Annotated in this window: 17 protein-coding genes; 8 read left to right on the plus strand and 9 right to left on the minus strand. The window is 55.1% G+C overall.

Annotated features, from left to right (window positions below; genetic code table 11):
- Positions 1 to 13: 13 nt before the first annotated feature.
- Complete coding sequence (locus HPC62_RS21105) at positions 14 to 1819, minus strand: DUF6798 domain-containing protein (protein ID WP_172358389.1); 1806 nt, start codon at positions 1817 to 1819, stop codon at positions 14 to 16.
- Positions 1820 to 1951: 132 nt separating this feature from the next.
- Between HPC62_RS21105 and HPC62_RS21110 the strand changes: the two genes are divergently transcribed.
- The 4 genes from HPC62_RS21110 to rpsU all read left to right on the plus strand — a co-directional run bounded on the left by HPC62_RS21110 (position 1952) and on the right by rpsU (position 7779).
- Positions 1952 to 3784, plus strand: a complete 1833-nt coding sequence (locus HPC62_RS21110; protein ID WP_172358390.1) for a hypothetical protein — start codon at positions 1952 to 1954, stop codon at positions 3782 to 3784.
- Positions 3781 to 5475 (plus strand): hypothetical protein, encoded by a 1695-nt coding sequence (locus HPC62_RS21115; protein WP_172358391.1) that lies wholly within the window; start codon positions 3781 to 3783, stop codon positions 5473 to 5475. The genes HPC62_RS21110 and HPC62_RS21115 overlap by 4 nt, the downstream gene beginning before the upstream one ends.
- A 609-nt stretch (positions 5476 to 6084) precedes the next feature.
- Positions 6085 to 7392 (plus strand): hypothetical protein, encoded by a 1308-nt coding sequence (locus HPC62_RS21120; RefSeq protein WP_172358392.1) that lies wholly within the window; start codon positions 6085 to 6087, stop codon positions 7390 to 7392.
- Between the two features lie 207 nt (positions 7393 to 7599).
- Positions 7600 to 7779, plus strand: a complete 180-nt coding sequence (gene rpsU, locus HPC62_RS21125) for a 30S ribosomal protein S21 (protein ID WP_058881784.1) — start codon at positions 7600 to 7602, stop codon at positions 7777 to 7779.
- Positions 7780 to 8037: 258 nt separating this feature from the next.
- On the opposite strand, the gene HPC62_RS21130 is transcribed toward rpsU, so the two are convergent.
- From HPC62_RS21130 to HPC62_RS21140, 3 genes are all read right to left on the minus strand, one after another.
- Positions 8038 to 8379: a hypothetical protein gene (locus HPC62_RS21130; protein WP_172358393.1), complete on the minus strand. Its 342-nt coding sequence runs from the start codon at positions 8377 to 8379 to the stop codon at positions 8038 to 8040.
- Between the two features lie 139 nt (positions 8380 to 8518).
- The gene (locus HPC62_RS21135) at positions 8519 to 8968 is read right to left on the minus strand and encodes a hypothetical protein (RefSeq protein WP_172358394.1); all 450 of its coding nucleotides are present in this window, start codon (positions 8966 to 8968) and stop codon (positions 8519 to 8521) included.
- 5 nt (positions 8969 to 8973) lie between these two features.
- On the minus strand, positions 8974 to 9618 hold the full coding sequence (locus tag HPC62_RS21140) for a hypothetical protein (protein WP_172358395.1): 645 nt from the start codon (positions 9616 to 9618) through the stop codon (positions 8974 to 8976).
- A gap of 340 nt (positions 9619 to 9958) precedes the next feature.
- Between HPC62_RS21140 and HPC62_RS21145 the strand changes: the two genes are divergently transcribed.
- Positions 9959 to 11653 carry an NAD(P)H-quinone oxidoreductase subunit 4 gene (locus HPC62_RS21145; RefSeq protein ID WP_172358396.1) on the plus strand — a complete coding sequence of 565 codons (1695 nt, stop codon included), beginning with the start codon at positions 9959 to 9961 and terminating at the stop codon, positions 11651 to 11653.
- A 226-nt stretch (positions 11654 to 11879) separates the two neighbouring features.
- Here the strand turns inward: HPC62_RS21145 and gndA are convergent, their stop codons facing one another.
- Both gndA and HPC62_RS21155 read right to left on the minus strand, forming a co-directional pair.
- Positions 11880 to 13316: an NADP-dependent phosphogluconate dehydrogenase gene (gndA, locus tag HPC62_RS21150; protein ID WP_172358397.1), complete on the minus strand. Its 1437-nt coding sequence runs from the start codon at positions 13314 to 13316 to the stop codon at positions 11880 to 11882.
- 179 nt (positions 13317 to 13495) lie between these two features.
- Positions 13496 to 15376: a CHASE4 domain-containing protein gene (locus tag HPC62_RS21155; RefSeq protein ID WP_172358398.1), complete on the minus strand. Its 1881-nt coding sequence runs from the start codon at positions 15374 to 15376 to the stop codon at positions 13496 to 13498.
- Between the two features lie 322 nt (positions 15377 to 15698).
- Here HPC62_RS21155 and HPC62_RS21160 point away from each other — a divergent pair, with 322 nt between their 5' ends.
- The gene (locus HPC62_RS21160) at positions 15699 to 15983 is read left to right on the plus strand and encodes a small RNA NsiR4-regulated ssr1528 family protein (protein WP_225906807.1); all 285 of its coding nucleotides are present in this window, start codon (positions 15699 to 15701) and stop codon (positions 15981 to 15983) included.
- Between the two features lie 147 nt (positions 15984 to 16130).
- Positions 16131 to 16445 carry a TMEM14 family protein gene (locus tag HPC62_RS21165; protein WP_172358399.1) on the plus strand — a complete coding sequence of 105 codons (315 nt, stop codon included), beginning with the start codon at positions 16131 to 16133 and terminating at the stop codon, positions 16443 to 16445.
- 41 nt (positions 16446 to 16486) lie between these two features.
- Here the strand turns inward: HPC62_RS21165 and HPC62_RS21170 are convergent, their stop codons facing one another.
- The 3 genes from HPC62_RS21170 to HPC62_RS21180 all read right to left on the minus strand — a co-directional run bounded on the left by HPC62_RS21170 (position 16487) and on the right by HPC62_RS21180 (position 20575).
- Entirely contained in the window at positions 16487 to 16858 is a 372-nt protein-coding gene (locus HPC62_RS21170; RefSeq protein ID WP_172358400.1) for a phage holin family protein, read from the minus strand.
- 227 nt (positions 16859 to 17085) lie between these two features.
- Positions 17086 to 17616 (minus strand): hypothetical protein, encoded by a 531-nt coding sequence (locus tag HPC62_RS21175; protein WP_172358401.1) that lies wholly within the window; start codon positions 17614 to 17616, stop codon positions 17086 to 17088.
- A 232-nt stretch (positions 17617 to 17848) separates the two neighbouring features.
- Entirely contained in the window at positions 17849 to 20575 is a 2727-nt protein-coding gene (locus tag HPC62_RS21180) for a C45 family autoproteolytic acyltransferase/hydolase (protein WP_172358402.1), read from the minus strand.
- A 642-nt stretch (positions 20576 to 21217) separates the two neighbouring features.
- On the opposite strand from HPC62_RS21180, the gene HPC62_RS21185 reads away from it, so the two are divergent.
- Positions 21218 to 22657, plus strand: a complete 1440-nt coding sequence (locus tag HPC62_RS21185; RefSeq protein WP_172358403.1) for a hypothetical protein — start codon at positions 21218 to 21220, stop codon at positions 22655 to 22657.
- Positions 22658 to 22805: the final 148 nt, after the last annotated feature.

Here is a 22805-nt window from a genome sequence, read left to right on the forward strand (position 1 = left end):
TCAGCCGAAGATCCTACGGCGGCGGAACCTGAGCGCCTTGTTGGGCAGCCGCATTGGGTGCTGCATAGAGCGTGTAGTCTTCGTTTTGGTACAGGACGGGAAGATCGAGTTTGGGTGACCCTTTGGATAGAAAATAGGCGGCGCTGTAGGTCTGCATCAGAACGATCGCCTGCTCGGTGGTCAGGTTGCGATAGCCTTGTGTCATCCGCCGCTGAATGTCCAGACTGTTGTTGCGATCGCGCTGAATCCCCACCCACGGATCGACACTGCCACTCAAGCGAGTTAAACGGTCAATCCATTCGGCAATCCCGACTGAAGCGGGTGGCACGAGCTTAAATTTAGCAATCGTTGCCCGCTCTGCCAGCCAGTGAAAGTTGTCCAACTCCACGGGCGGTGTCACGAAGATGGCATCGCGGGGCGTGTTTTGCTGAATCCATTCACACAATTCCTTGCCGGCCCGGTCGATGCGCTGGGCGCGACTGGGGAAGTCTTGCAGGGCGATCGCCTGCTGCACAAACACAACCGCCTGCGCTGCACAGACTGCCGCCACAATCCACAAACTCACGCGCCGCAGTCGTTTTGCTGCTTGCCCAGTTGCACTTGCACCACTATTGGGTAATTCACTGGGCAATCTATTGGGTAATTCACCGTGCAATTGACTGAACGATCCAACGGGCGATCGCCCGCTCATGGCCTGCTCCAGCGCACAGCACCCCAGCAGGCAGGCATTCAGCGGCAGCATAATATCGCCAAACCGAAACGGGTAGTATTGCAAGAACTTGCCTTCGGTGTCGAAGGGCGCGGCCAGCAGTCCAGCCACAAAGGGAATCAGGCTGCACAGCAGAAACGCAGTGAGGCCCATCCGCGCCTGGTAATGGGGGGTGTGCAACTGTCGCCGCTGTTTGGCGATGCGGTGCAGTAAAACGGCACTTCCGAGGGCGATCGCCAACAGCATCACTGGCTTCAGCCACCAGCCCCCGTCCCAGGACAGCGGGTTCAGGTGATGCGGCGTGCGGATAAACACGTAAACGAAGGATTCTGAAAAGCGTCCCTCCGGCGTTTGCGTGGTCAACTGTTGCAGCACGGGGCGAATCGAAAACACCGCGCCCACCGCGTACAGAGCCAGCATTTTGAGGACATTGCCCAGATTGCGGAGCAGATCACGCCGCCACAGCCCCAGCCAGGCGATCGCCACCAGGAAGGCCCAGCCGCCCACCAGCGTATGAAACGAAGTCGCCACGCCCAGCAGCAGCCCCGCCAGCACGATGCGCCCCTCCAGCAGCAGCCCAAGGGCAAACAAAATGCAGGTGTAGGCCGGAATTTTCGGCTCGATGCCGCCAAATAGCCACTCGCGGGAAACCGTGCCCTGTGCCCCCGACGCGCCGCTCAGGCCCGTATTGACATAGAGGAACAGAATCATCGACAGCAGCAGCAGCGGCAGGCTCAGCCCAATGCGACGGCTGAGGAAGACCAGCCCTGCCGATAACCCTGTGTAGCCCAGCAGTCTGCCAATGATCGAGGTAGGCAGGAACCCCCACGCATCCGCCATGCGTCCAAAGATCGCAATAAACGGAACGCGATAGCCAGGGGGCTGATTCAGATACCAGTCCTGGGGAAGCCAGTTTGGATTAGCCTGCTGGCGGGCAAAGGGGAGGATGTTCGTTTCATTCACCTGGCCCATGTTGCCAGCCAAGAGACACCGCAGGCTGACCAGCCCTACCAGCAGCAGCACAGGCAGCCAGAGCGATGCAACTGCTGCGAGGGGGGCTCGAATCTGCTTTCCAAACTTTCTCTGAAAATCCTTGCCGAGGGTACTCATGGCGACCGTCAAAACCTAAGGTACTATTACACTACTCTGGGTCGCGTCCGCAAAGTTTTGTAACCTCGCTCTGCCATGTCACGTTCCCGCCCCTGGTTTTACCCATCTGCTCTAGCGACGGCAACTGATAAAATGCCGAAATTCGCGAAGCAATCCCTGTGGGAACCACACGTTTGGTTTTGGCTAGGGCTAAGCCTGCTGGTGTCGCTGCTCTACTATCTGCCTGCGCTGATTCAGGTGTTGAGTCATGCCTACGTGGTGCAGGACGATGCGCGGCAGCATGTCACCTGGATGCTGCGCTTTGTCGATCCAGATCTGTTCCCCAACGATATTCACGCCGACTATTTCCAGGCGGTTGCGCCTAAGGGTTACACCACGCTCTACTGGGTCTTTGCCCAGCTTGGTGTTGATCCGCTGCTGCTGCACAAGCTGCTGCCGCCCGTGCTGGCGCTGGCGACGACGGCGCTGTGTTTCATCACTGTGCTAGAAATTTTGCCCGTGCCCTTTGCCGGGTTCCTGTCGGCGCTGCTGCTCAACCAGGGCTTTTGGATGCGGGATGATATTGTGTCGGCGACTCCTGTCGCCTTCGTTTACCCGTTTTTCTTTGCGTTCCTCTATTTCTTATTGCGGCAAAAATTGCTGCCCCTGCTAGGAATCATTGCGCTACAGGGATTGTTTTACCCACAAGTCTTGTTTGTCTATTGCGGCATTTTGCTGGTACGGCTGCTGCGGTTTGACGGCTGGCGACCGGGTCTGACCTATGACCGTCAACACTATCGCAGGGCGATCGCCGGACTGATCGTTGCCTTCTTTGTCCTATTGCCCTACGTGCTGCGAAACCACGGCTTTGGCCCAACCGTTTCCGCCGCCGAGTCGCTGCAAATGCCCACCTTCTGGGAGCCGAACTGGTCAGAGTTTTATCTCTCTGACCCGTTTGAGTACTACCTCCGCTACTGGCTCTGCGGCAAACGAGCGGGAATGCTCCCCGGCGACTGGTGTTCGGTCGATTATGGCCCGCTGAACTGGCTCTATCCCGACAACGGCGACCCCACCCAGCCGCCTATTCACCTCAGCCGGGTGCGGTTTGGGCTACCACAGGTGATTTTTGCGCTGCTGCTGCCCCTGCTGCTGCGGCTGCCCCGACGGTTTCCGCTGGCCCGTTGGGTCAATGGCAACGCCCATGTATTTGGACAGGCGATCGCCGCTTCAGTAGCGCTCTACGTCCTGGCCTACCTGGTTCGCTTCAAGCTGCACCTGCCCAACCGCTATACCGAGCATACCTTTCGCGTGGTGGCGATTCTGGCGGCGGGAATTGGGCTGGCGCTAATTTTCGATGCGCTGCTGCGGTGGGTGCAATCGGCGCGGGTGCGGCTGGCTCCGCTGGGGCTGGCGGGTCTGCTGACGGCGCTGCTGCTGGGCTATCCGCTGTTTTTGCGAATCAACGAAAATGCTTACCCCATCACGGATTACGTAATCGGCACAGCGCAACCGGAACTGTATGAATTTTTGGCGGCGCAGCCCAAGGACACGCGCATTGCCTCGATTGCGCCAGAGATGAACAATTTGCCCAGCTTTACACGGCGATCGCTCGTGGCGGGCGGCAGGGGCTACGCCATTCCTTACCACCTGGGCTACTACAACGAAGTCGTGGGGCGATCGCTCGCGCTGATCCAGGCGCAATACACCCCCAGCCTGGACACACTCCAGCAGTTCATCCAGCAGCAGGAGGTAGATTTCTGGCTACTCCAGCGCAACGCCTTTCGTCCCGGATATTTCCGGATCAATCCGTCGCTGGTGGAATACGCCGACCGCATTGGCGACTTGCTCGCCCAGATTGAAAGTGGTATCGTTCCGGCGCTCTCGCGCATTCCCCGACGCTGCATTGGCTACGAAGATCAGACCTATCAAATAATCGACGCTAACTGTGTGCTGACGCTGAACCGCCTGCGGAGGAACCCGGCGTGACGCACCAATCCAATGCTCACCCGCTTCTGGCAAACACGCGCCGCAGTCGATGGTTTTGGCTGGGCGCAAGCTTGCTGGTGGCGATCGCCTACAGCAGCCTAGTGCTGCAACGGGCCTTTCGCGCCGAATACGTGGTGCAGGATGATGCGCGGCAGCACTTGTTTTGGATGCAGCGGTTTTTAGACCCCGACTTGTTTGCTAATGACCTGATTGCCGACTATTTTCAGTCCGTTGCGCCCTGGGGGTTTACCACTTTCTATCGGCTATTTGCCGCCTTGGGCATTGACCCGCTGCTGCTCAGCAAACTGCTGCCGCCCGTGCTGGCGCTGGTGGCGACGGGTTTTGGCTTTGGCGTGGCAATGCAATTCCTCCCGGTGCCCATCGGCGGCTTCTTTGCGGCGGTGCTGCTAAACCTGGTGTTTTGGTCCCACGATGATCTGGCTTCGGCCACGCCCCGCGCCTTTATGATTCCGCTGTTTCTGGCGTTTCTGTACACGCTGCTGCGGCGACACTGGGGCTGCTGGCTGGCGATCGCCCTCATGGGCCTGTTCTACCCGCAATACGCGCTGGTGTGCGGCGGCGTGCTGGCGTTCTCGCTGGTGCAGTGGCAAAAGGGACAGATGGATCTGACGCACCGCCGCGCCGATTGGGTGTTTTTGGGCATCGGACTGGGGATCACAGTGGCGACGCTGCTGCCCTACCTGCTGGCGGCCAATCCCTACGGCCCGGCGCTGACCGCAGCCGACGTGCTGGATGACCCGGAATTTCTGGGCGACGGGCGCGGCCGCTTCTTTCTAGACGATGCCACTATGTTCTGGCTGTCGGGACATCGCAGCGGTCTGTTTCCCACCTTCAAGCCGCCGCTCATGGGGCTGGGCGTGTTTTTGCCGCTGCTGCTGTGGAAGCTGCCCACGCCACTGGTGCGCCAGGTCAAGCATCTGGGGCTGCTGCTGCGGATTGTGGCGGCCGCACTGGTGCTGTTTGTTGCGGCCCATGCGCTGCTGTTTCGGCTGCACCTGCCCAGTCGCTATACGGGCTACACGCTGCGGTTTGTGCTGTGCTTTGCGGCGGCGATCGCCCTGACGCTGTTCCTGGATGCGGGGCTACGCTGGCTGCATAGGGCACAAGTTCGGTGGCTGCCTGCGGTGGTGCTGCTTGGGGGAATCGGGGCGATCGCCGCCAGCGTTTGGTTCTATCCGCGCTACATTACGCCCTTTCCCGCCGACGAGTTTCGGGTGGGTCGTGCCCCCGCCCTGTATGAGTTCTTTGCCCAGCAGCCTAAAGATATTGTGATTGCTTCTCTAGAAGACGAAGCCGACTTTATTCCGGTCTTTTCCAGTCGCTCGATCCTGTTTGGACGGGAGTACGCCATTCCCTACCACAAAGCCTACGGACAGCAGATGCGCCAGCGGGCGATCGACCTGATTCGCGCCCAATACACCCTCGATCCGGCGCTGCTGCGAGCCACGATCGACCGCTACAGCATCGACTTCTGGCTGATCTCCCGCGCCACGTTTCGTCTCGGCACGCTGCAAGCGCTCAAGTTTCGCCAATATCCGGAGGCACTGACCGAAGCCCAGGCTAATCTGCAAACCGCAAAACCCATCCTGGCGAGACGCATCAACCGCTGCCAGGTTTTGCAAGTTGAGGAATGGACAGTGTTAGATGCCGCCTGTCTGCGCGGCAGATGAATCCATCAAGATAGACCAAAGCTGTAGGTTTAAGTGGAATCTATTCTGCTAAAACATTCGTCCCCTCTATACAGAACTTGCCGACTTGGGTTACAGTTCAACTTGAAAACTTGACAAAAGCTTTAAAAAATACAGATTATTACGGAACCTTGCTCTAAAACTTGATACACAAACATCGACAGGAGAATTCAGTATTCGAGGGCTGGTGTTTTTGCATAACCCCCACGCAAAGCGTAGATATAAGACGCATGGGGTTCCTTGACAGATGTCAGGATCTCGCCAATGAAGTTCATCAAAGCTTTAAGCTTGGCGTGACTTCAGTCACACCGAAGGCGTAAAAGCCTCTGATAGCATTTAATGCAATCGGGTAAATACATGCAAAGGTTAAGCAGCAAGTTACGCAGAGATCGACGGCAAGGCTCAACGCCAGGAATGTGTTGCTTTCGGTATTGCTCTCAGCGCAGCTCTCAATTTGCACTTCGGGTTTCACATTTGAGTTCTAGCCGCTGAGTCGCTGCTTGATCACTGGGGTTTGTCTACTATCACAGTTCGCTTTAGCGGGTTCGGAAGCTGAGTTTGAGGCTTGGTTTGACAAGGGAGCATTAGGTTGTGGTAACCACGCAAGTTGATCACTATTATCGGCAAATTAGTCTGGAAGAGCAGACGATCTACGACCATCTCCTGCACTGGATTGAGCATGAAACGCCAGAGCAGATGGTCGATCGCTTTCATGCGCTGTTTATTGATGGCTCTCGCTATAGTGATCCCGATATCGTGGCGGCGCTTGATAAGGTCACAGCCTCTCGCCTTGCGTCCGAAGAATTTCGCTATGTCTTAAACCGCTGTTGCCACATCTTGATTAACCGCTGGCAGGCGCGATCGCAGTCTCAGTTGGCCATCCCCAAGCTAATTGAACTGTTTGAAAACAATGCTGCCCAAGCCCAGAGCCAGATCAGCATCCACCGCTCGCGATCGCTCCGCCGCCTCCGGGAGTTGACTCGCCAATTCACCGAAACCGAGCAATATTTGACGCTGCGTCGCCTGGCCCAAGTGTTGAGCGAGGCCGCCGAGGCGCAGCAGGGCAACGGACAACGCCCCCTGGGCACTTTGATTCCGCGCTATCCCTACCTATACGAGCATTGCCTGATCAGCGAAGACTGCACCCGTGAGCAGCAGAACACGGTTCGCCAAGTACGGGCATCGCGGCAGCACAAGTTTGAGGTTGACCTGTCGCAATATCTGACCTATCAGGTGCGTCAAGATCGGGCGGCCGAAAATGCCTTTGTGGGGGCGATCGCCACGCCTTCGACTCCTCGACTGATTCACCCAGTCTCTAACCCCACCCTCTTAGAAGATCAAGACTTGAATCGCGTGGTGCGCCACTACACCGGCAAAATCGAAGGAAGCCGCAGCTACAAAGATTTGGCTCAAAATTTTCTGGCCCAGAGCAACTACACGCACTGTTTCGCCGATTTTAAGAACGACCTGTACGAATACATCACGTCGTCCGTCGATCCGGAGTATGGGCGCAGACAGTTCAACAACCAACTCTACGGCTATCTAAAGGACATCATGCCCGACAGCGACGACCAGCGCCTTAACGACTTCTTGCTCGTTCGCACCTGTAGTCATCTGCTGAATTTCCTGGTGGTAGACAGCGCTCAGCACCCTAAGCATTTTGTCTTCGTAGATCTATTGACGAATCTTGGCCCGATGCTGACGACAGGACTACTGCTCAAGATTGTGCTGCTGTGTCGCAAGGTCAAGCCCGCCCTGGAACGGCGCTTCTCAATTTTATTCAGCCATTACGAATCTTGTTCTCGTGATGCAGTGAGCTGGCTCATTGAGGCGCTGGAAAATCTAAACGTAGCGCTCAGCGTTAATTTTGGCTCCGTCGATTTGTCCTTCTTAACTTAATTTCTAGACCTCAACCCACTTAACTTCAAATCACTTGCCCTCAAATCACAACGCTGCCGGGTTTCCGGCTTTGTTCAGTTCTTCATAAGCGCCTTCCCATGCTAACCTTTCAAACTGCGCGGTAAGGGTAGCATAGGATGGATAAAACGCGGTATTCTTAGAAAAGTGACTAAACCATTTTCTGCAATCAGTTAAGGAGTGTTTTGCATGACCCAGGTGGTCTTAGGAGAAAACGAAGGGATTGAGTCGGCACTGCGACGGTTCAAGCGTCAGGTTTCCAAGGCGGGAATCTTGGCCGATGTGAAGAGCCACCGTCACTTCGAGACTCCTCTGGAAAAGCGCAAGCGCAAGGCGATTATGGCTCGTCGGAAGCGCCGTTTCCGTTAGGTTTGGTGATCAGCTACGAGTTTAGTGTTAAGCCTCGATATGTCTTTGCAGCAAGTCTTTGCATCGCAGGTTTAAGGCGAAGGCTCAGTTTAATACTTCATGTGTACGTGTGATGTATGCATGGCACATAAGTTTTGGCAAATAAATTTTAAGCAGTGGGGTGAGAAAGCCAGTTTCTTTCCCCACTGCTGTTTTTTGCCTGTTTTTTCGCTGAGTTAGCGATAGCTGAACCTCGATTGGCCCCGAAAGACAGGAGTTCTAAAACCGGATGCGCTCCTCGGTGAAGAGCTTGAAACCAGCGGCGATCGCCCCAAAAGACACCACAAAGTGCCACAGGCTGGTGGGCAGCAAGTATGCACCCCCACTCAAAAAGACCAGCAAAATGCCCACAGCCAGCAGACCCCAGCCCAAACTCCCGGTTTGCCGAGGGAAAAAAATCAGCGAGACCACGCCGCCCATCAGACAGAGCAGCGAACCCGTCGCCGGAAGATTGCGCCAATAAAAGGCCAGGCTAGTTGCAAAAAACACGTTCTTGCCCAGGAAGTAGATTCCGCCTACTAAAAGCGCCAGCCCGATCAGCTTTACGATTAATCTGTCCATTTTCTGCCTGTCTGCCTCAGCGACTCGATATAGAGAGAAACAAATGCGAACCGCAGAAATCCGGATAGCTATTAGGCTAAAGAGTTTACTTTATACATGCACTATACATACCCTGAGGACTCAGCTTGGTTACTTTGGCTTACCTCAGCGTGACTGTGAACCAGACACCAGCAAGATTGCGAATCTCCTGCTGTTGGGCGTAGTCGTGGATGAGTTGGCGAAACGTATCGATGTAGGAAAATGCAGCGATGAGCTGGGGCCAACTAGGATTTTTAGGAAAATGGATGCCCAGCGCTTTGGCCGCGCTGCGACAGCCGTTATACGAACCGTAGCGTTGCAGCAGTTCCGCTTGAGTGAGTTGGGTTGGCACAGCCGCAGGCAAGGCAGGCGCTGGAGTCGCAGGGGCGATTCCCGCAGGGATCGCTTCGCGAATCGCCCGTTCTGGCTTGGGTAAACCAGTGGTGGCGATCGCCTCCAGTTCATCCACTGCAATCTGTGCCACAGAGTAAATCGCGGCGGCGTTGCGGAGTTCGGCCTGCTGGTTTTCCTTGAGCTGGTTCAGCAGTTGGTTGATGCGCTTCTTGCCCATGAGAGTTATCGATCAAGGAGCGATCGCCCTACAGAAGCTTGGTCTGTGTACATTTGCGAATCATCCTTCCGCTTCTGCGCCTCCTCTTCTGGGGTCAGCTTTGGCTCCGCAGAAGGCAGCACAGGCTGTGGCGGCGTAGGTTCGATGCCCTGCTCCTCGCGCCACCAGTTCACAATACCGCGAACCGCATTCAGGAAATTCAAAAACCGCTGCGGCAGCGTCAAAAAGCTCCACTGCATCCGGTCTGCCGTTTCCACATCCGCCACCGCATCGAAAGCCGATGACAGCGTTTCTAGGCGACTGCCCATCGCCATCAGTTCTTGCTCCATTCCTCGCAGCAGCTCTTGGCTCGAAGCAGCAAGCTGCTGTTTTTCCTGCGCTAGCTTCTGGATAGACACTTGCAGCTTGGCAACATCTGCTCTGAGTTGCAGCGACGTTTGCTTATGCTCCTCGTTGCGGCGAAGCAGTTGCCCCCGGCTGCGATTAGTAAAAACTAGGCACTCTCGCATTTCCAGGTAGGTGCGCTCTAGCTCTGCCCGCTGAAGTTGGGACACGTCTCTGGGGAAATCGGTCGCCGGGCGAAAGCGGTCGGGCGTGCGGCTGGCGGTCTGCTCGGACGAAATTTGGTGAGAAGGGTCAGAAAAAGCCATAGCTCGGAGGTTCACTATCTATCCTGATCTTGGCTCAGAATGCCCAGAACAGGGGACAACTGCACTGGTTTTACATAAAAGCTTCATGAAATAGGCTGTCTCTGCCTAAATTTCATCCCATTTGGGGCATTTGAGGACGATCTGAGGAATGTTTGGGTGAGGAATGTTTTGAGAGAGAAATTCTCCGGTTCTGACAAAAACCCAGAGTTCTCTCTAAGGTTGACCCAAAATCTAATACTGATTCGCCTTGAAAAAATTGGTGTGTGCAAGTCGAAAAGTTTAGTAAAATAACTTTACAAGACCAATAGGTATTTATTCTCATTACATTCGCTTCATCGCCATGACCGACTTTCCCTGGTTAACCTCCATCGTTCTGCTGCCCCTGGCGGCTGCGCTCCTAATTCCCTTGCTGCCGGACAAAGACGGCAGAATTGTCCGTTGGTACGCCCTCGCTGTGGGGTTGGCGGACTTTGTGCTGATGTGTTTCGCCTTCTGGACTCACTATGACCCCACTGTCGCAGACTTTCAGATGGTGGAAACCTTCCGGTGGATGTCGCAGCTTGGGCTAAGCTGGACGGTTTCGGTGGATGGCTTGTCGGTGCCGCTGGTGCTGCTGGCTGGCTTTGTGACCACGCTGTCGATGTTTGCCGCTTGGGGTGTCGATCGGCGACCGCGCCTGTTCTACGCGCTGATGCTGGTGCTATACGCGGCGCAGGTGGGCGTGTTTGTTGCTCAGGATCTCCTGCTGTTTTTCATCATGTGGGAAGTGGAGCTAATTCCCGTGTACCTGCTGGTGTGCATCTGGGGCGGGCAAAACCGTCGCTACGCGGCGATGAAGTTTCTAATGTACACGGCGATCGCCTCTATCTTTATTCTAGTGGCCGGTCTGGCGATGGCTTTCTCCGGCGACACTACTACGTTTGACATTGCCGCCCTCCGCCTCAAGGACTTCTCCCTGCCAATGGAACTGCTGCTCTACGCAGGGCTGCTAATCTCCTTCGGCGTTAAGCTGGCCATCTTCCCGATGCACACCTGGCTCCCCGATGCTCACGGCGAAGCTTCCTCCCCAGTATCGATGATCCTGGCAGGTGTGCTGCTGAAAATGGGTGGCTATGGGCTAATCCGTTTGAATATGGAGCTTCTGCCCAACGCTCACGTCTATTTCGCTCCGGTTCTGGCTATCCTTGGTGCAGTCAACATCGTCTACGGTGCGCTCAATTCCTTCGGGCAGACGAACATGAAACGTCGCCTCGCCTACTCCTCCATTTCCCACATGGGCTTTGTGTTGCTAGGCATTGCTTCCTTCACCGATATCGGCGTGAGCGGCGCAATGCTGCAAATGATTTCCCACGGGCTGATTGCTTCGATGCTGTTCTTCCTGGCCGGCGTAACCTACGACCGCACCCACACCATGATGATGGACAAGATGGGCGGCATCGGACAGGTGATGCCTCGCGTGTTTGCCCTATTCACGGCTGGCGCAATGGCTTCGCTGGCGCTGCCCGGAATGAGCGGATTTGCTGGAGAAATCGCCGTGTTCATGGGCATGACGACGAGCGATGTCTACGGTTCTACCTTCCGCACGGTAACGGTGTTTCTCTCCGCAGTCGGCCTAATCCTTACGCCAATCTATTTACTGTCAATGCTACGTCAGGTCTTTTTTGGCACGAGCGCCGAGCTAATGTGCGACGTAGTTCCGTCCTGTGACCTGGGCGATTTTGAAATGAAGCGTCAGGGCAATGAGGAAGCTGCCTGCTTTGGCACCAACTGCGTGTTGCCAGCAGATGCGAAATTTGAGGATGCTAAACCACGAGAATTATTTATCGCCGTTTGCTTCTTAGCGCTGATTGTGGCGATCGGGCTATATCCCAAGCCTGCCATGCAGATGTATGATGCCAAGACTGTTGCCGTGAATGCTCAAATGCAAACGTCTTATCAGCAATTTGCACTCACGCATTCCTCAACCTATGCGGGTGGATTGCTTGATGGAGTTGTTTCCAGCGCCAAAGCACCGGTCTTGGGTGTGGTGGAATAGCCGGATGGTGGACGGCAGGAGCTTTGGACGACAGTTAGCTTGTTCAGTTAGCTTGGTCAAAGCTTCCAGAATTTTTGATAGTTCTGACTGCTGCCAGTCTGTTACGAATCTCTGAGTGCTGCGCTGCAAACCTCAAAATTTTTAGAACTAAAAAGTTTTGAGAATTAAGAAACCGTCGCCTGGCAACCCAAGCGGCGGTTTCTTGCAGGAAAAGCGCTTCTAACCCTTAGCTGACACTAGCCAGTGCGGGTGCTTCGGGGGCCCATTCAGTGTGGAACGTGCCTGCTTTGTCGATGCGCTGGTAGGTGTGCGCCCCAAAGTAGTCGCGCTGAGCCTGGGTGAGGTTTTGCGGCAGGGTGGCGCGGCGGTAGCTGTCGAAATAGTCCAACGAGGCGCTGAAGGCGGGCACCGGAATGCCAACCTTAGCAGCGGTCATAATAACTTCACGCCAGGCCGCCTGACGATCCAGAATGGTCTGCTTGAACTCTGGAGCCAGCAGCAGGTTAGGGAGAGCAGGGTTCTCGTCGTAGGCTTTCTTGATTTTGTTCAAGAAGCCCGCACGGATAATGCAGCCACCCTTCCAGATGCGGGCCATTTCGCCCAGGTTAAGGTTGTAGTTAAACTCTTGCGAAGCCTTGGCCAGCAGCGCCATGCCTTGGGCGTAGGAGCAAATCTTGGAACAGTAGAGCGCATCCCGCACCATGTTAATAAAAGTTTGCTGGTCGCCTTCATAGAGTCCGCTGGGCCCCGTCAGTTCCTTGGATGCTGCAACCCGCTCTTCTTTGATGGAGGAGATGATTCGAGCATTCACCGCTGCGATGATAGTGGGAATGCTGACACCCAGTTCTAGGGCGCTCATTACCGTCCAGCGACCCGTGCCTTTTTGCCCAGCCGCATCCAGGATGAAATCCACCAGGTGCTTGCCTGTGTCGGGGTCAATCTTCTGGAAGATGTCGGCGGTAATTTCGATCAGGAACGAGTTGAGTTCGTCGGTGGTGTTCCACTCGGCGAAGGCGGCGTGGAGTTGCTCGTTGGTCAGTCCGCCTGCATTTTTCAGCAGGTCGTAGGCTTCGGCAATGAGCTGCATGTCACCGTACTCAATGCCGTTATGAACCATCTTGACGTAGTGCCCGGAGCCGCCGGGGCCAATGTAGGTGACGCAGGGGCCGTCGTCTACTTGGGCGGCAATTTTGGTGACAATGGGTTCGATTTCGCGATAGGCGGCTTCGGTGCCACCGGGCATGAGGCTGGGCCCGTTCAGCGCGCCTTCTTCGCCACCGCTCACGCCCATGCCAATAAAGCGTAATCCGGTGGATTCTAAATCCTTGACGCGACGCTCGGTGTCTTCGTAGAGGGAGTTGCCGCCGTCGATGATCATGTCGCCGGGTTCAAGCAGGGGCTTAAGCTGTTCGATTACAGCATCAACAGGGGCACCAGCCTTGACCATGATCAGGATTTTGCGAGGGCGCTCTAGGGATTGCACAAACTCAGGCAGGGTGTAGGAGGCGACGAAGTTTTTCCCTGCGGCCCGCGTTCTCATAAATTCTTCTGTAACCGAACCAGTGCGGTTGTAGACCGCCATTGAATAGCCGTTGCGCTCGATGTTGAGTGCGAGGTTTTCGCCCATCACGGCCAAACCAATGAGACCAAAGCTCTGTGCCATAGATTCTGCCTACTTGCTTACTGCTGGACAACGCCGAACCAAATTCCAAAGTGCTTCACAGAGGACGAATGCAGGCAAAGCCCACACGACCCCAAGGCTTTATATAGATTTTTGGGACTGTCTGTTCCTTATCAGAGTAGACAAGTTTTTCAGAAAGGGCAGTTCATCAAAGATTTTCTTTATGCCTTAAACCGTTTGGTTGTCTGGGATACAGGAATTTGAATGATGAATTCGGTGTGGTGTCCTGGGGCAGAATTACAACGGAGGATGCCGTGGTGGGTTTCGACGATGATTTGGTAGCACATGGCGAGTCCGAGGCCTGTGCCCTGGCCGACGGGCTTGGTGGTGAAGAAGGGATCGAACAGGCGGGATTGGAGATCTTCGGGGATTGGGGGGCCGTTGTTGGCGATGCGGATTTGGATGTGTCCATCAGTGCTTCCCTCCTTACCCGCTTTGCCTCCTTTGCCCTCCCTGTCCTCCAGATATCGAGTCTGAATATGGATCAGGGGAGGGGAGGAATCTGATAGGAATCCGCTGGGAATTCGCGGAGTCTGAAGAGCATCAATGGCATTGTTGAGGATGTTCAGAACCACCTGGTTGATTTGGCTGGGGTAGCACTCTACAAGAGGCAAATCGCTGTAGTCAGTTGTAACTTGAATAGCAGAACCGCTGGCAGACGTTTGAAGCCGATGCTGCAAGACTAGCAGTGTGCTGTCGATGCCGTTATGAATTTCGACTCGCTTCAGTCCTGCCTCATCCATGTGGGAAAAGGTGCGGAGTGAGAGGACGATAGTACGGATGCGCTCGGCTCCGACCCGCATGGAGTTGAGCAGTTTGGGCAGATCGGCAGTGATGAACGGTAGATCTATGCTGGCTTGCGCCTCTTGCACGGGTTGTGGGGGATGGGGAATGTGCTGCTGATAAAGAGCGATTAGGTCGAGCAGAGCATGGGCATATTGGCGAGCGTGGGTGATGTTGCCGTAGATGAAGCCGATGGGGTTGTTGATTTCGTGGGCGATGCCTGCGACGAGTTGCCCTAAGCCGGACATTTTTTCGCTGTGGAGCAGTTGGGCCTGGGTTTTGCGAAGTTCCTGGAGGGTGCGTTCGAGTTCTTCAGCTTTTTCGCGGTAGCGCAGTTCTGACTGACGCAGGGCGGCTTCTTGCTGGAGGGCTTGCTGGATGCGATCGCGCTCTCGCAGGTATCGGAGCGATCGCTCTAGCAGCCGCCAGATAATCAGCCCCGACACGGCTCCTGCGCCCATCAGCGACAACCCCAAATAGCGCAGACCCAGCAACATCTGCTGATAGACAGGTCGGGGCGCATCGATCCGCAGCAACATGACGGGCCGGCGGTGCAGGTCATAGATAAGGCGGTAAGCGGCGATCGCCTGCGCTGTAAGCGGAATGACTATCTCCGATTGCCCTGTTTTTAGCTGAGTTAGGGCTTGCTGATGGGTGGGGCCTGTGAGTGGATGCAGCGATAGCGACAGTTGGGTCGATTCGGAGAGCTTAGCAAGCTTATCGGCATCTAGCGTTTGTCCAAAAATAAAGCTGCCGACAGCGGGGCCACTGCCGTTACTTCTCAGAATAGGGCGACTAACGAGCAGCGTTAGCTGTCCAGAAATCAGCACGATGCCCTGAGGATTTGACGGTTCTCGCCCTACCTGAAACAGCTTGGGCAGCGCCATCAGCGCATCCTGAAAGACTTCATCAGCAGGGCTGTTGATTTGTCCACTGGAATAGTCGTAGGCGGCGCTATAGAGTAGGGTTTGGGGGTCGCGGGCGATCGCCATCCAGTCTGCCTGAGTCGATGTGAAGGTAACGTCGCCAATCGAATTGCTGATGTAGTCTGGCTTTTGACCCTGGGCATAGGCGTAGGTCTCGTCCCAAATGGCATAGTCTGTAGCGGCATTGCCCAGAATGTCGATTTGATTTTGAAGTGCTCGCTCAACCTGATCCAAGTTTCTCGTCAGGGTCAGCCTTTCGACCTGACGGGCGCTGTTGAGCAGAATCGTTGATGAGCCAGCAAACAGCAGGGTTGTGATTCCTCCAAGAATCAAGAAGATGCTAACTGGAAGCGGAACTCGCATGTAAACGTGCGGTTTGAAAAACAGCGGTGCAAGGTTTCTAAATACTCTGGGAACCTGAATTGAGAAGACTCGGACGCAGGGCAAAACAAAGTTAGAGGCTGGACTACTTAGAGACTGGAATATAGCACCGCTCCAAGGCCCTGCGTTGGCTATCTCCTGAATTCTCTAAGCTCAGAGTGCCCAGCCTCCTGAGAGGAGGCGACATCGATTGATAAAATGCTCCCAGATGACCAAAACTACACGCTTTTCTATGGCTAGCCCGGAAATGTCTAATTCAGAAACACCAACAGAAATGCCTAATTATGGAGGGGCTGACGCAGTGGACGAGGCGATCGCCCGTGGCATTGATTTTGACGGGTCGCCCATTCCCCAAGCCAAATTAGACCTCTACAGTCGAGTGATGGGGCTGGAGGCGGGTCGGCAGCGCAGCGGCGTAAGCAACACCATGCGATCGCGCATCGTCCGCATCGGCGCAAAGCACATTCCTCAGGACGAGCTAAATCAGATGTTGATTGCGGCCGACTTTGCCCCGCTGAAGGATAAAGAAATCGCTTTCTTTTACGGTGGTAAATCGTAATAAACAAGCGTTACAGAGCGCAGGGATTTGTCACCAAACGCTGTAATACTGTTAAGCAGGCAGTAAGCAGTTGGAGATCGAGCTGGGGAGCGTGCGATCGCCAGTTGCTTATTGCTCGCCAAAGTTTTTTAGACATGAACTTCTCCAATGGTGCCTACTCCCAGCGCAATTGCGGCGATCGCCTATGGCTTACTGGCGCTGGTCGGCGGCATCATTGGCTATCGGCAGGCGAGCAGCCGGGCCTCGCTCATCTCCGGCGGCATCAGCGGCGCGCTGCTCCTTTTGTCAGGGATCTTGCAAGCAGCGGGCATACCCTGGGCGCGGGGGCTGGCCGCGCTGATCACTGGGACACTGGTGGTCGTTTTTATTATGCGCTGGATTAAAACCCGAAAGCCAATGCCAGCCCTGCTGATGATCGTGGCAGGACTGGCATCGCTGTTTGTGACGGGCTTTATCTTGTGATGGGCTTTATCGCGTCGTGAAACCGGCTGAATCGGGGTAACCTACACCGCACCCGCAGGCAGCAGACCCGTTGCCGACAGGATATAGTTCAAAATCGAGCTAACGAAGGCTAGGGCGATCGCCCCCAAAATGGCGCTGCCGATGCCCCAGCGCAGGCGGAAGCCCTGAGTCAGCAGGGCCGCCAGACCAAACACAATGACCGAACCCAGCAGCGGCACAATGCCCAGGGTAAACAGCCAGGAGGCCGTGCGAATAAACTGCGGAAAGGCGTACCAAATGCCATTCAGCACCCCAATAATGGCACCCGCAAACAGGGCCGCACCGGGATTGTCAATGTCAATTCCCAGAGGGAGTTTAGAGATAATCAGCAGGCTAATTGCCAACACCAAAATCGAAATTAAAAGTCCAATCATAGCCACTCCTCCAAAGTTAACTACTTAAAAACCAATCAGCGAGATCAAACAACAGGTTAGGACGATTCATGCAATCAACGTTAAAACGATCTGGCTCGGTAAAAGGGAGCAGTCTTTCTATTCTTAAGTCCCTATAGCACTGCGAAAGAAGCCGTTCTTTCTAGTTGAAACCGTCAGACCTTTGCACTGATGATTAGCACCAAAATTAATGGTGAACCAAGGCTAGACTAGGGTGTTAAGGCATCTTCAAGCTTGCGGAGAACCGAGGCTTCGGCTTGGCTGATCTTCTCGCCGCCAATCCCCAGAAAGCCGCCTTCTTTCACGGCTTCGGCGACCTTGGTGGCGATCGCCAATAGCCAGCCCCTGTACTCATTGGCTTGCACCCCCGTTACCTTCGCCGCCAGCACCGATTTGACTTTATCAAAATGGGCGATCGCCGCATTTCGTCCTTCAGATGCGTTTTTCAAATCACGAATATAGCGGAGAATTTGAAACTCCTTCTTAAGCAAAAGTGAATCAGCCGGAGTACTATCCGCCAGGTCAACTTCATTCAGCGCTGAGACTACCGAACTCACCAACCCATCGGGCGGAAGATCTTGACGCTGCTGCTCAACAGCCAGGATTTTGACACCCGCCTGCACTTCTTTCATAAAAGAGACAGGATCGGTCTTATCAGCCAGCGTCAGCGCAATAATTGCCTGCATAGGCGCTTGCGTTAAAACTGCCCACTCCTCTTCTGAGAAATATTGTTGCACCATAACTGTTTCCTCAATCGTTTCTTCGAGTTGCGCCCCAGAAAACAGCTTTGTAAAACAACCCGTTTTCTGAGAACCGATCCAACCACGCCGGAAGGAGCTTTCAAAAAATCTCAGTAATTTCCGTATGCATTACAGCAGGATACTGGAAAACAACGCTTTTTGTGTAGGTTTCCTGCGTACATTCGCGGTTGCAATTTCTTAGGCGGTGCAAAGCCGCCTGCAAGGCTTCCGTCTAGGGGATGATCGGGGCGTTGCAGCCCGCTGCATCAGGGAACCCTAGCAGTTGCCCAACGGCAAAGCAGCGAAACGGATTTTGGGGCACAGGCGGATCGCCTGCCGCAATCCACACCTTGAGCCGCATCGGGTCATAAATTGCCTGTCGCAACGCGCCATTGCCGCCGGGACTAGCATCGTCGTCAAACACATCAAACGGGCTGGCTTCCAGCGTGATGGGATGAGTGCGATCGCGCAAAATGTCTGCTACCACCGTCGGGTCGATTTCGCCATAGCGAGAACTGATACCATCTGGCTCCAAAAGCTGCCCCAAGCGCTGAAACCGGAGATCACTCGAAAGGTCAATTGGCAGCGGCTGGCGCTCAAACATCTCCGGCAGGACGAAATGATTGGTCGCGTAAAGCACGCCGTTGTCTTGGAGGGGACGCACGCCCAAGTGCCGCCCCGTAAACTCGAATACGCCTGCTTCCCGCGACTTGCCATCAGTAATCATAATGATGTTGCCCCGCACGCGAGGCTGCGTTTCCATGAGGCTGCGGGCTTCGGCAAAGCTAGTGGCCGTTTTCAAGATTTGCCCCATAAGTTGCACATTGCTGCGCCCTTCCCGCGACAGTTCGGTGATATCCGCCGCGTGGGCCGTATCCAGGCCCAGCGAAATGCCTGCCACATTCACCCCAGAGTTTGGCCAGATTACACCGGGATAGGTGACAAACACATGGGGCAGGCCGTCAAGCGGCTGCCGGATAAACAGGATGGGGTTGTAGACGACGTAATCGACGGGTTTTTCGTTGTTATCGACGCTGCTGCCGTGGTAGAGATAGCCGTCTCTGGTTGCGGCGTTGGTTGCCACAAACTGGTTACAGCCTTCCCAAAACAGCTCTCGCGGCAGCGTGTAGCCGAGGATTTCTTGGAACACGTCCGCGTAGGACATCATCATGCAAACGTCCATATCAATGCCGATATCGCTGGTCGCATCGGCCAATCCCCGGCATTCTTCTAGTAGCTCTGGGAAGGCTCGGTTTTTGGCCAGTCGCCCTAGCCCCAGCCCTACACCTGCCAGCCGAGCGATCCGCAGCGGCCGTTCGCCAATGCTGGCGATTTCATCATGCAGTAGGGTACCGTGCTGATAGCCCATGTCGTAGGGGGTTCCTGCTAGCCAGACGATTTTGATTAAGCCGCGCTCTTCTCGGTGGGCGGGGACGGGCTGCCAATTGGCGGGCAGGAATTCAGCGACTTTTTCGGGGGCGATCGCCACTTTAGGCGCGGGTGATCCTGGGGTTGCTATATTGCAATCGCAGACGGTTTCGGCGGCGGAGGCTTGCAGGTTTAGCAGCCACGATTCAAAGGCGATCGCCCCGTCGGCCGTTGAAGGTGCGCGATTGACCAACTGCCCCAAGCGAATTAGCCGCGACCCGTCTAGCACAATCTGTGAAGTCGGATAGCGTTGCAACAGTTCCAGCAGGGTGAACTGCCCGTCGCCCGCCGCAGACAGCACCAGCGTAGACCGCAGCGCCTGGATATTTGCCCGATTGGATGGGGTTTGAATCACCTCGCCAATCTTAAATAGCGCGTATTCTCCCAATATGGAATTCAGATCTTCATCTAAGTTAACTGCGTTGGCTCTAATGGAGTCGTTCAAAGCCTCCCGAAACTGATCAGGCGCAATTTTGGCAATCCGTAGCATCGATCGCCATCCGGGTGAAAGGTAGCCCGTTTCGGCAAAGGTGGTCAGTTCGCCAATGCTGATAGACGGGCGCAGCGGGCCCAAGGCAATCACCAGTCGCCGATTGGCAAAGTCTGGCAGCGGGGGCACAGCCTGAGCGCTGGCGGTCTGTTTTGGGCTGGCGGTCTGTTTTGGGCTGGCGCTGGGGTCGGCAAGAATGCCTGTGTTTGCGATCAGGCGGTTTTTTGCGCTGGCGATCGCCCCCGTGAGAGCAGTGGTTTGAACAGACGACTCGATGGGGGGCGAGTGTATGGCAGGGGCGATCGCCGCAGCGGCTTCAGTCCACCCAGCCGCGGCCGTTTGAGCTTGGTCACCAGGCTGGACGTTGAGACGAGTGGCTTCAAGCGTTGCAGCGCAGTCGCACACCAACTCCGGCAGCAGCGTCTGCACCGTCCGCAGCACGGGCAGCAGCCGATTCACCACCAGTTCCACATCCGTATAGGCTTGCTCCAGTCGTCCCACTTCCAGCCGCACGGCAGGTTGGGGATACTGTTGCAGCAGTTCCAGCACAGAAAACGTGCCGTCATCTCGGAGGGCGCGGCGAAGGGCCGTTTCCACCTCGTCGAGCCGCTCACTGCCGAGGGGATCGCCCACGGTTTTATTGATCTGGAGAAGGATAAATTGGCGCTCTGGCAGTGCGTCCAAATTGGGCAGGGCGATCGCCTGCGTCAGCCAGTGGTGCATTGCGTCTGGCTCAATCTCTGCGGCAATCAACAATGCCTGGGTTGGTTCTGAAAGGGTTTTCTGCGCTGCAAAGGTCGCCAATTCGGCATAGGGAACTGAGAGCCGCTGATCCCGAAACTGAAGAATCACCGTTTGGGCAGCGCTGACGCGATGAGCCATCAGCAGGTTGAGCAGCAGGCTCAGCAGCAGCCCCAAACCCAGTCCTACGCCTAGTTTTACAGACGGACGATAAGGACGATGAAACATCTGCCGCAGTCGCAAGAACCGGGCGATCGCCCAATTTCGCAATCCTCGAACATCCCAAACGCCATGCCTCATAGGTTTCTCAATCAACTCTGTTAAAAAAATCAACTCTGTTAAGGGCACCTCGAAAAATTCAGATCTTCTTGATAATAGCTACGAGAAAACGAGAGTTTCAGGCTCCCAAAATTCTCAATAAGGCAATTAATCGAGGCACCCTTAAGAAATTCAAACACAAGCCTTTGAATTTGGAATTTGCAACCTGGAGCTAGTCAATTTTCAAGAAATTCCTGGACTAAAAACTTCTAGCCTAAATTTCCAAACCGAAGACTCAAAACGGTCTAGCTCTACGAGAAAATACCCTTAGCGTCACTTCAAGCACACCCGTAGTGTAAATGAGATCGACAGTAAAGTATCGGGTATATCTAGCAAAGACACGTATCACCTTGTAAAATCCTACAAAATAGCGACATTAGCAAGCACTTACCGAAAAAAGGCGCAGGACGGCTGATCGCCATCCATTTTTAAGCAGGGTTGAGTCATTCCTTCCGGTATCTCTTGACCCTGGCAGTATTTCATAGGCAATACATTGACGTGGTTATTACCGTTATTACCACTGAGTTTCCAATGGTTTACATGCTGGTGCGCCTTTATTTTGGTAGTGCTGCGATCGCATCTGGTGTTGAGGAAATTTGAGGAAATCTTTTGAGGAGTGAGTCCATGAAATCCGATTTGCAATCTACCCGCCAATGGCAGTGCCTCTTGCTGTCGGGCAGCGTGTTGGTGTCTACGGTCATTGTCGGGGGACAGGCGGCCGTTGCTTCAGAAGCAATCGTTGCAGAAGCAGCGGCCGCAGAATCGATTGCCGCAGAATCAACGACCAAATCTGGCTCAGTTCGCAGCACGATTCCCCCGCTTTCACCGATTCGCTCACTGAGTGTCGAACCTTTGCTTGTCGAACCACTGGAATCTGTCGAGGTGGCTCCCGAAGCAGCCGTTGCTCCCGAACCCGTCGTGGTTGTTCCAGACGCAGAGCCGGACTCTGAAAGCACCACAGGGCTAACTACAACACCCAGCATCGAGAGCGCTGAGGTTGGGTCAGATGAAGTCGAAGCCGCTGAAATCGAGATTCCGATGGGCACGGCCGCAGATCTAGAGCCAATGCCAACCAATCCGGCGATCGCCAATACTGATACAGAGCTTGATCCAGACCTATCCGATCCCAGCTTCTCAGTTCCCGCCCCCATCGAAATTGCTCAAACAGGCCCTCGCGAAGTCCGCTATGTCTTCAGCTACATCGGCGTGGGGGTCAACTTGGGCATTGCGGGCGATGCCGCCATCGGCGACACCAGCTTTGCTGTCCTCAGCAAAATTGCCCTCAATCCCTACCTCTCCCTGCGTCCCAGCCTGCTGATCGAAGACGATGTGAGCATTCTCGTTCCTGTGACCTACGACTTTGGCATTGCCGGGCCAGGCACGGGCATTGCGCCATTTGCCGGCCTGGGCCTCACGTTTTCCACAGGCAATGACAACAACGTAGACTTCTTGCTGACAGGCGGGCTAGATTTTCCGATCAACAGTTCACTAGTGGCCACAGCATCAGCCAACCTTGCGCCCTTTGGCCGTGAAGTAGACTTTGGCATTCTGCTGGGTCTGGGCTACACCTTTAGCGCTCGTCGGGCGGTGGTGCGTCGTCCCACGATCGCCGATGTGCAGGATGCGGTCGGCGGCACGGCTGATACGCTTGGCCGCAGATCCCGCATCAACCCCAGCTTTATTGGCGCTGGGGCGAACCTGGGCATCGGCGGCGACTCTGCGCTGGGCAACACCAGCTTCGCCATCCTGAGCAAGTTTGCCCTGAACCGCACGCTGTCGATTCGCCCAGGTCTGCTGATCGAGGACGACGTAGAAGTGCTACTGCCTGTCACCTTTGACCTGGAGCCAATTCGGACGGGATACACAACGCTGGCTCCCTACGTTGGGGCAGGAATTGCCTTCTCCTTTGGCGATGACAGCGGGTTAGACCTGCTGCTGACGGGCGGTCTTGATATCCCCCTCACGGCTTTTCTGGCACTGACGACGGGCATCAACGTCGGGCTGTTTGATAGCTTCGATGTGGGCGCAACGCTGGGTTTGGTTTATACATTCTCGCCTTACTAATTACTAAAAAGCGATTAAGAAGCGCTGTCATTAAAACTTCTGGCAATATCGAACGTTTACCAAACAGCGTTTACTGATACCCAAAAAGCGCTGCGCGAGGAGTCGTTATCGCGCAGCGCTTTGGTAAAGTCCCCAACTATTGCTACAA

This window comes from Thermoleptolyngbya sichuanensis A183 (genome assembly GCF_013177315.1).
Classification (GTDB): Bacteria; Cyanobacteriota; Cyanobacteriia; order Elainellales; family Elainellaceae; genus Thermoleptolyngbya; species Thermoleptolyngbya sichuanensis.

Excerpts from the sequence above, each read along its gene's own strand:
- HPC62_RS21140 (WP_172358395.1), bottom strand. The coding sequence starts at position 9,618 with ATGGCTTTTTCTGACCCTTCTCACCAAATTTCGTCCGAGCAGACCGCC.
- HPC62_RS21105 (WP_172358389.1), bottom strand. The coding sequence starts at position 1,819 with ATGAGTACCCTCGGCAAGGATTTTCAGAGAAAGTTTGGAAAGCAGATT.
- HPC62_RS21145 (WP_172358396.1), top strand. The coding sequence starts at position 9,959 with ATGACCGACTTTCCCTGGTTAACCTCCATCGTTCTGCTGCCCCTGGCG.
- HPC62_RS21180 (WP_172358402.1), bottom strand. The coding sequence starts at position 20,575 with ATGAGGCATGGCGTTTGGGATGTTCGAGGATTGCGAAATTGGGCGATC.
- HPC62_RS21175 (WP_172358401.1), bottom strand. The coding sequence starts at position 17,616 with ATGGTGCAACAATATTTCTCAGAAGAGGAGTGGGCAGTTTTAACGCAA.
- HPC62_RS21135 (WP_172358394.1), bottom strand. The coding sequence starts at position 8,968 with ATGGGCAAGAAGCGCATCAACCAACTGCTGAACCAGCTCAAGGAAAAC.
- HPC62_RS21185 (WP_172358403.1), top strand. The coding sequence starts at position 21,218 with ATGAAATCCGATTTGCAATCTACCCGCCAATGGCAGTGCCTCTTGCTG.
- rpsU (WP_058881784.1), top strand. The coding sequence starts at position 7,600 with ATGACCCAGGTGGTCTTAGGAGAAAACGAAGGGATTGAGTCGGCACTG.
- HPC62_RS21110 (WP_172358390.1), top strand. The coding sequence starts at position 1,952 with ATGCCGAAATTCGCGAAGCAATCCCTGTGGGAACCACACGTTTGGTTT.
- HPC62_RS21170 (WP_172358400.1), bottom strand. The coding sequence starts at position 16,858 with ATGATTGGACTTTTAATTTCGATTTTGGTGTTGGCAATTAGCCTGCTG.
- gndA (WP_172358397.1), bottom strand. The coding sequence starts at position 13,316 with ATGGCACAGAGCTTTGGTCTCATTGGTTTGGCCGTGATGGGCGAAAAC.
- HPC62_RS21160 (WP_225906807.1), top strand. The coding sequence starts at position 15,699 with ATGCCTAATTATGGAGGGGCTGACGCAGTGGACGAGGCGATCGCCCGT.
- HPC62_RS21165 (WP_172358399.1), top strand. The coding sequence starts at position 16,131 with ATGGTGCCTACTCCCAGCGCAATTGCGGCGATCGCCTATGGCTTACTG.
- HPC62_RS21130 (WP_172358393.1), bottom strand. The coding sequence starts at position 8,379 with ATGGACAGATTAATCGTAAAGCTGATCGGGCTGGCGCTTTTAGTAGGC.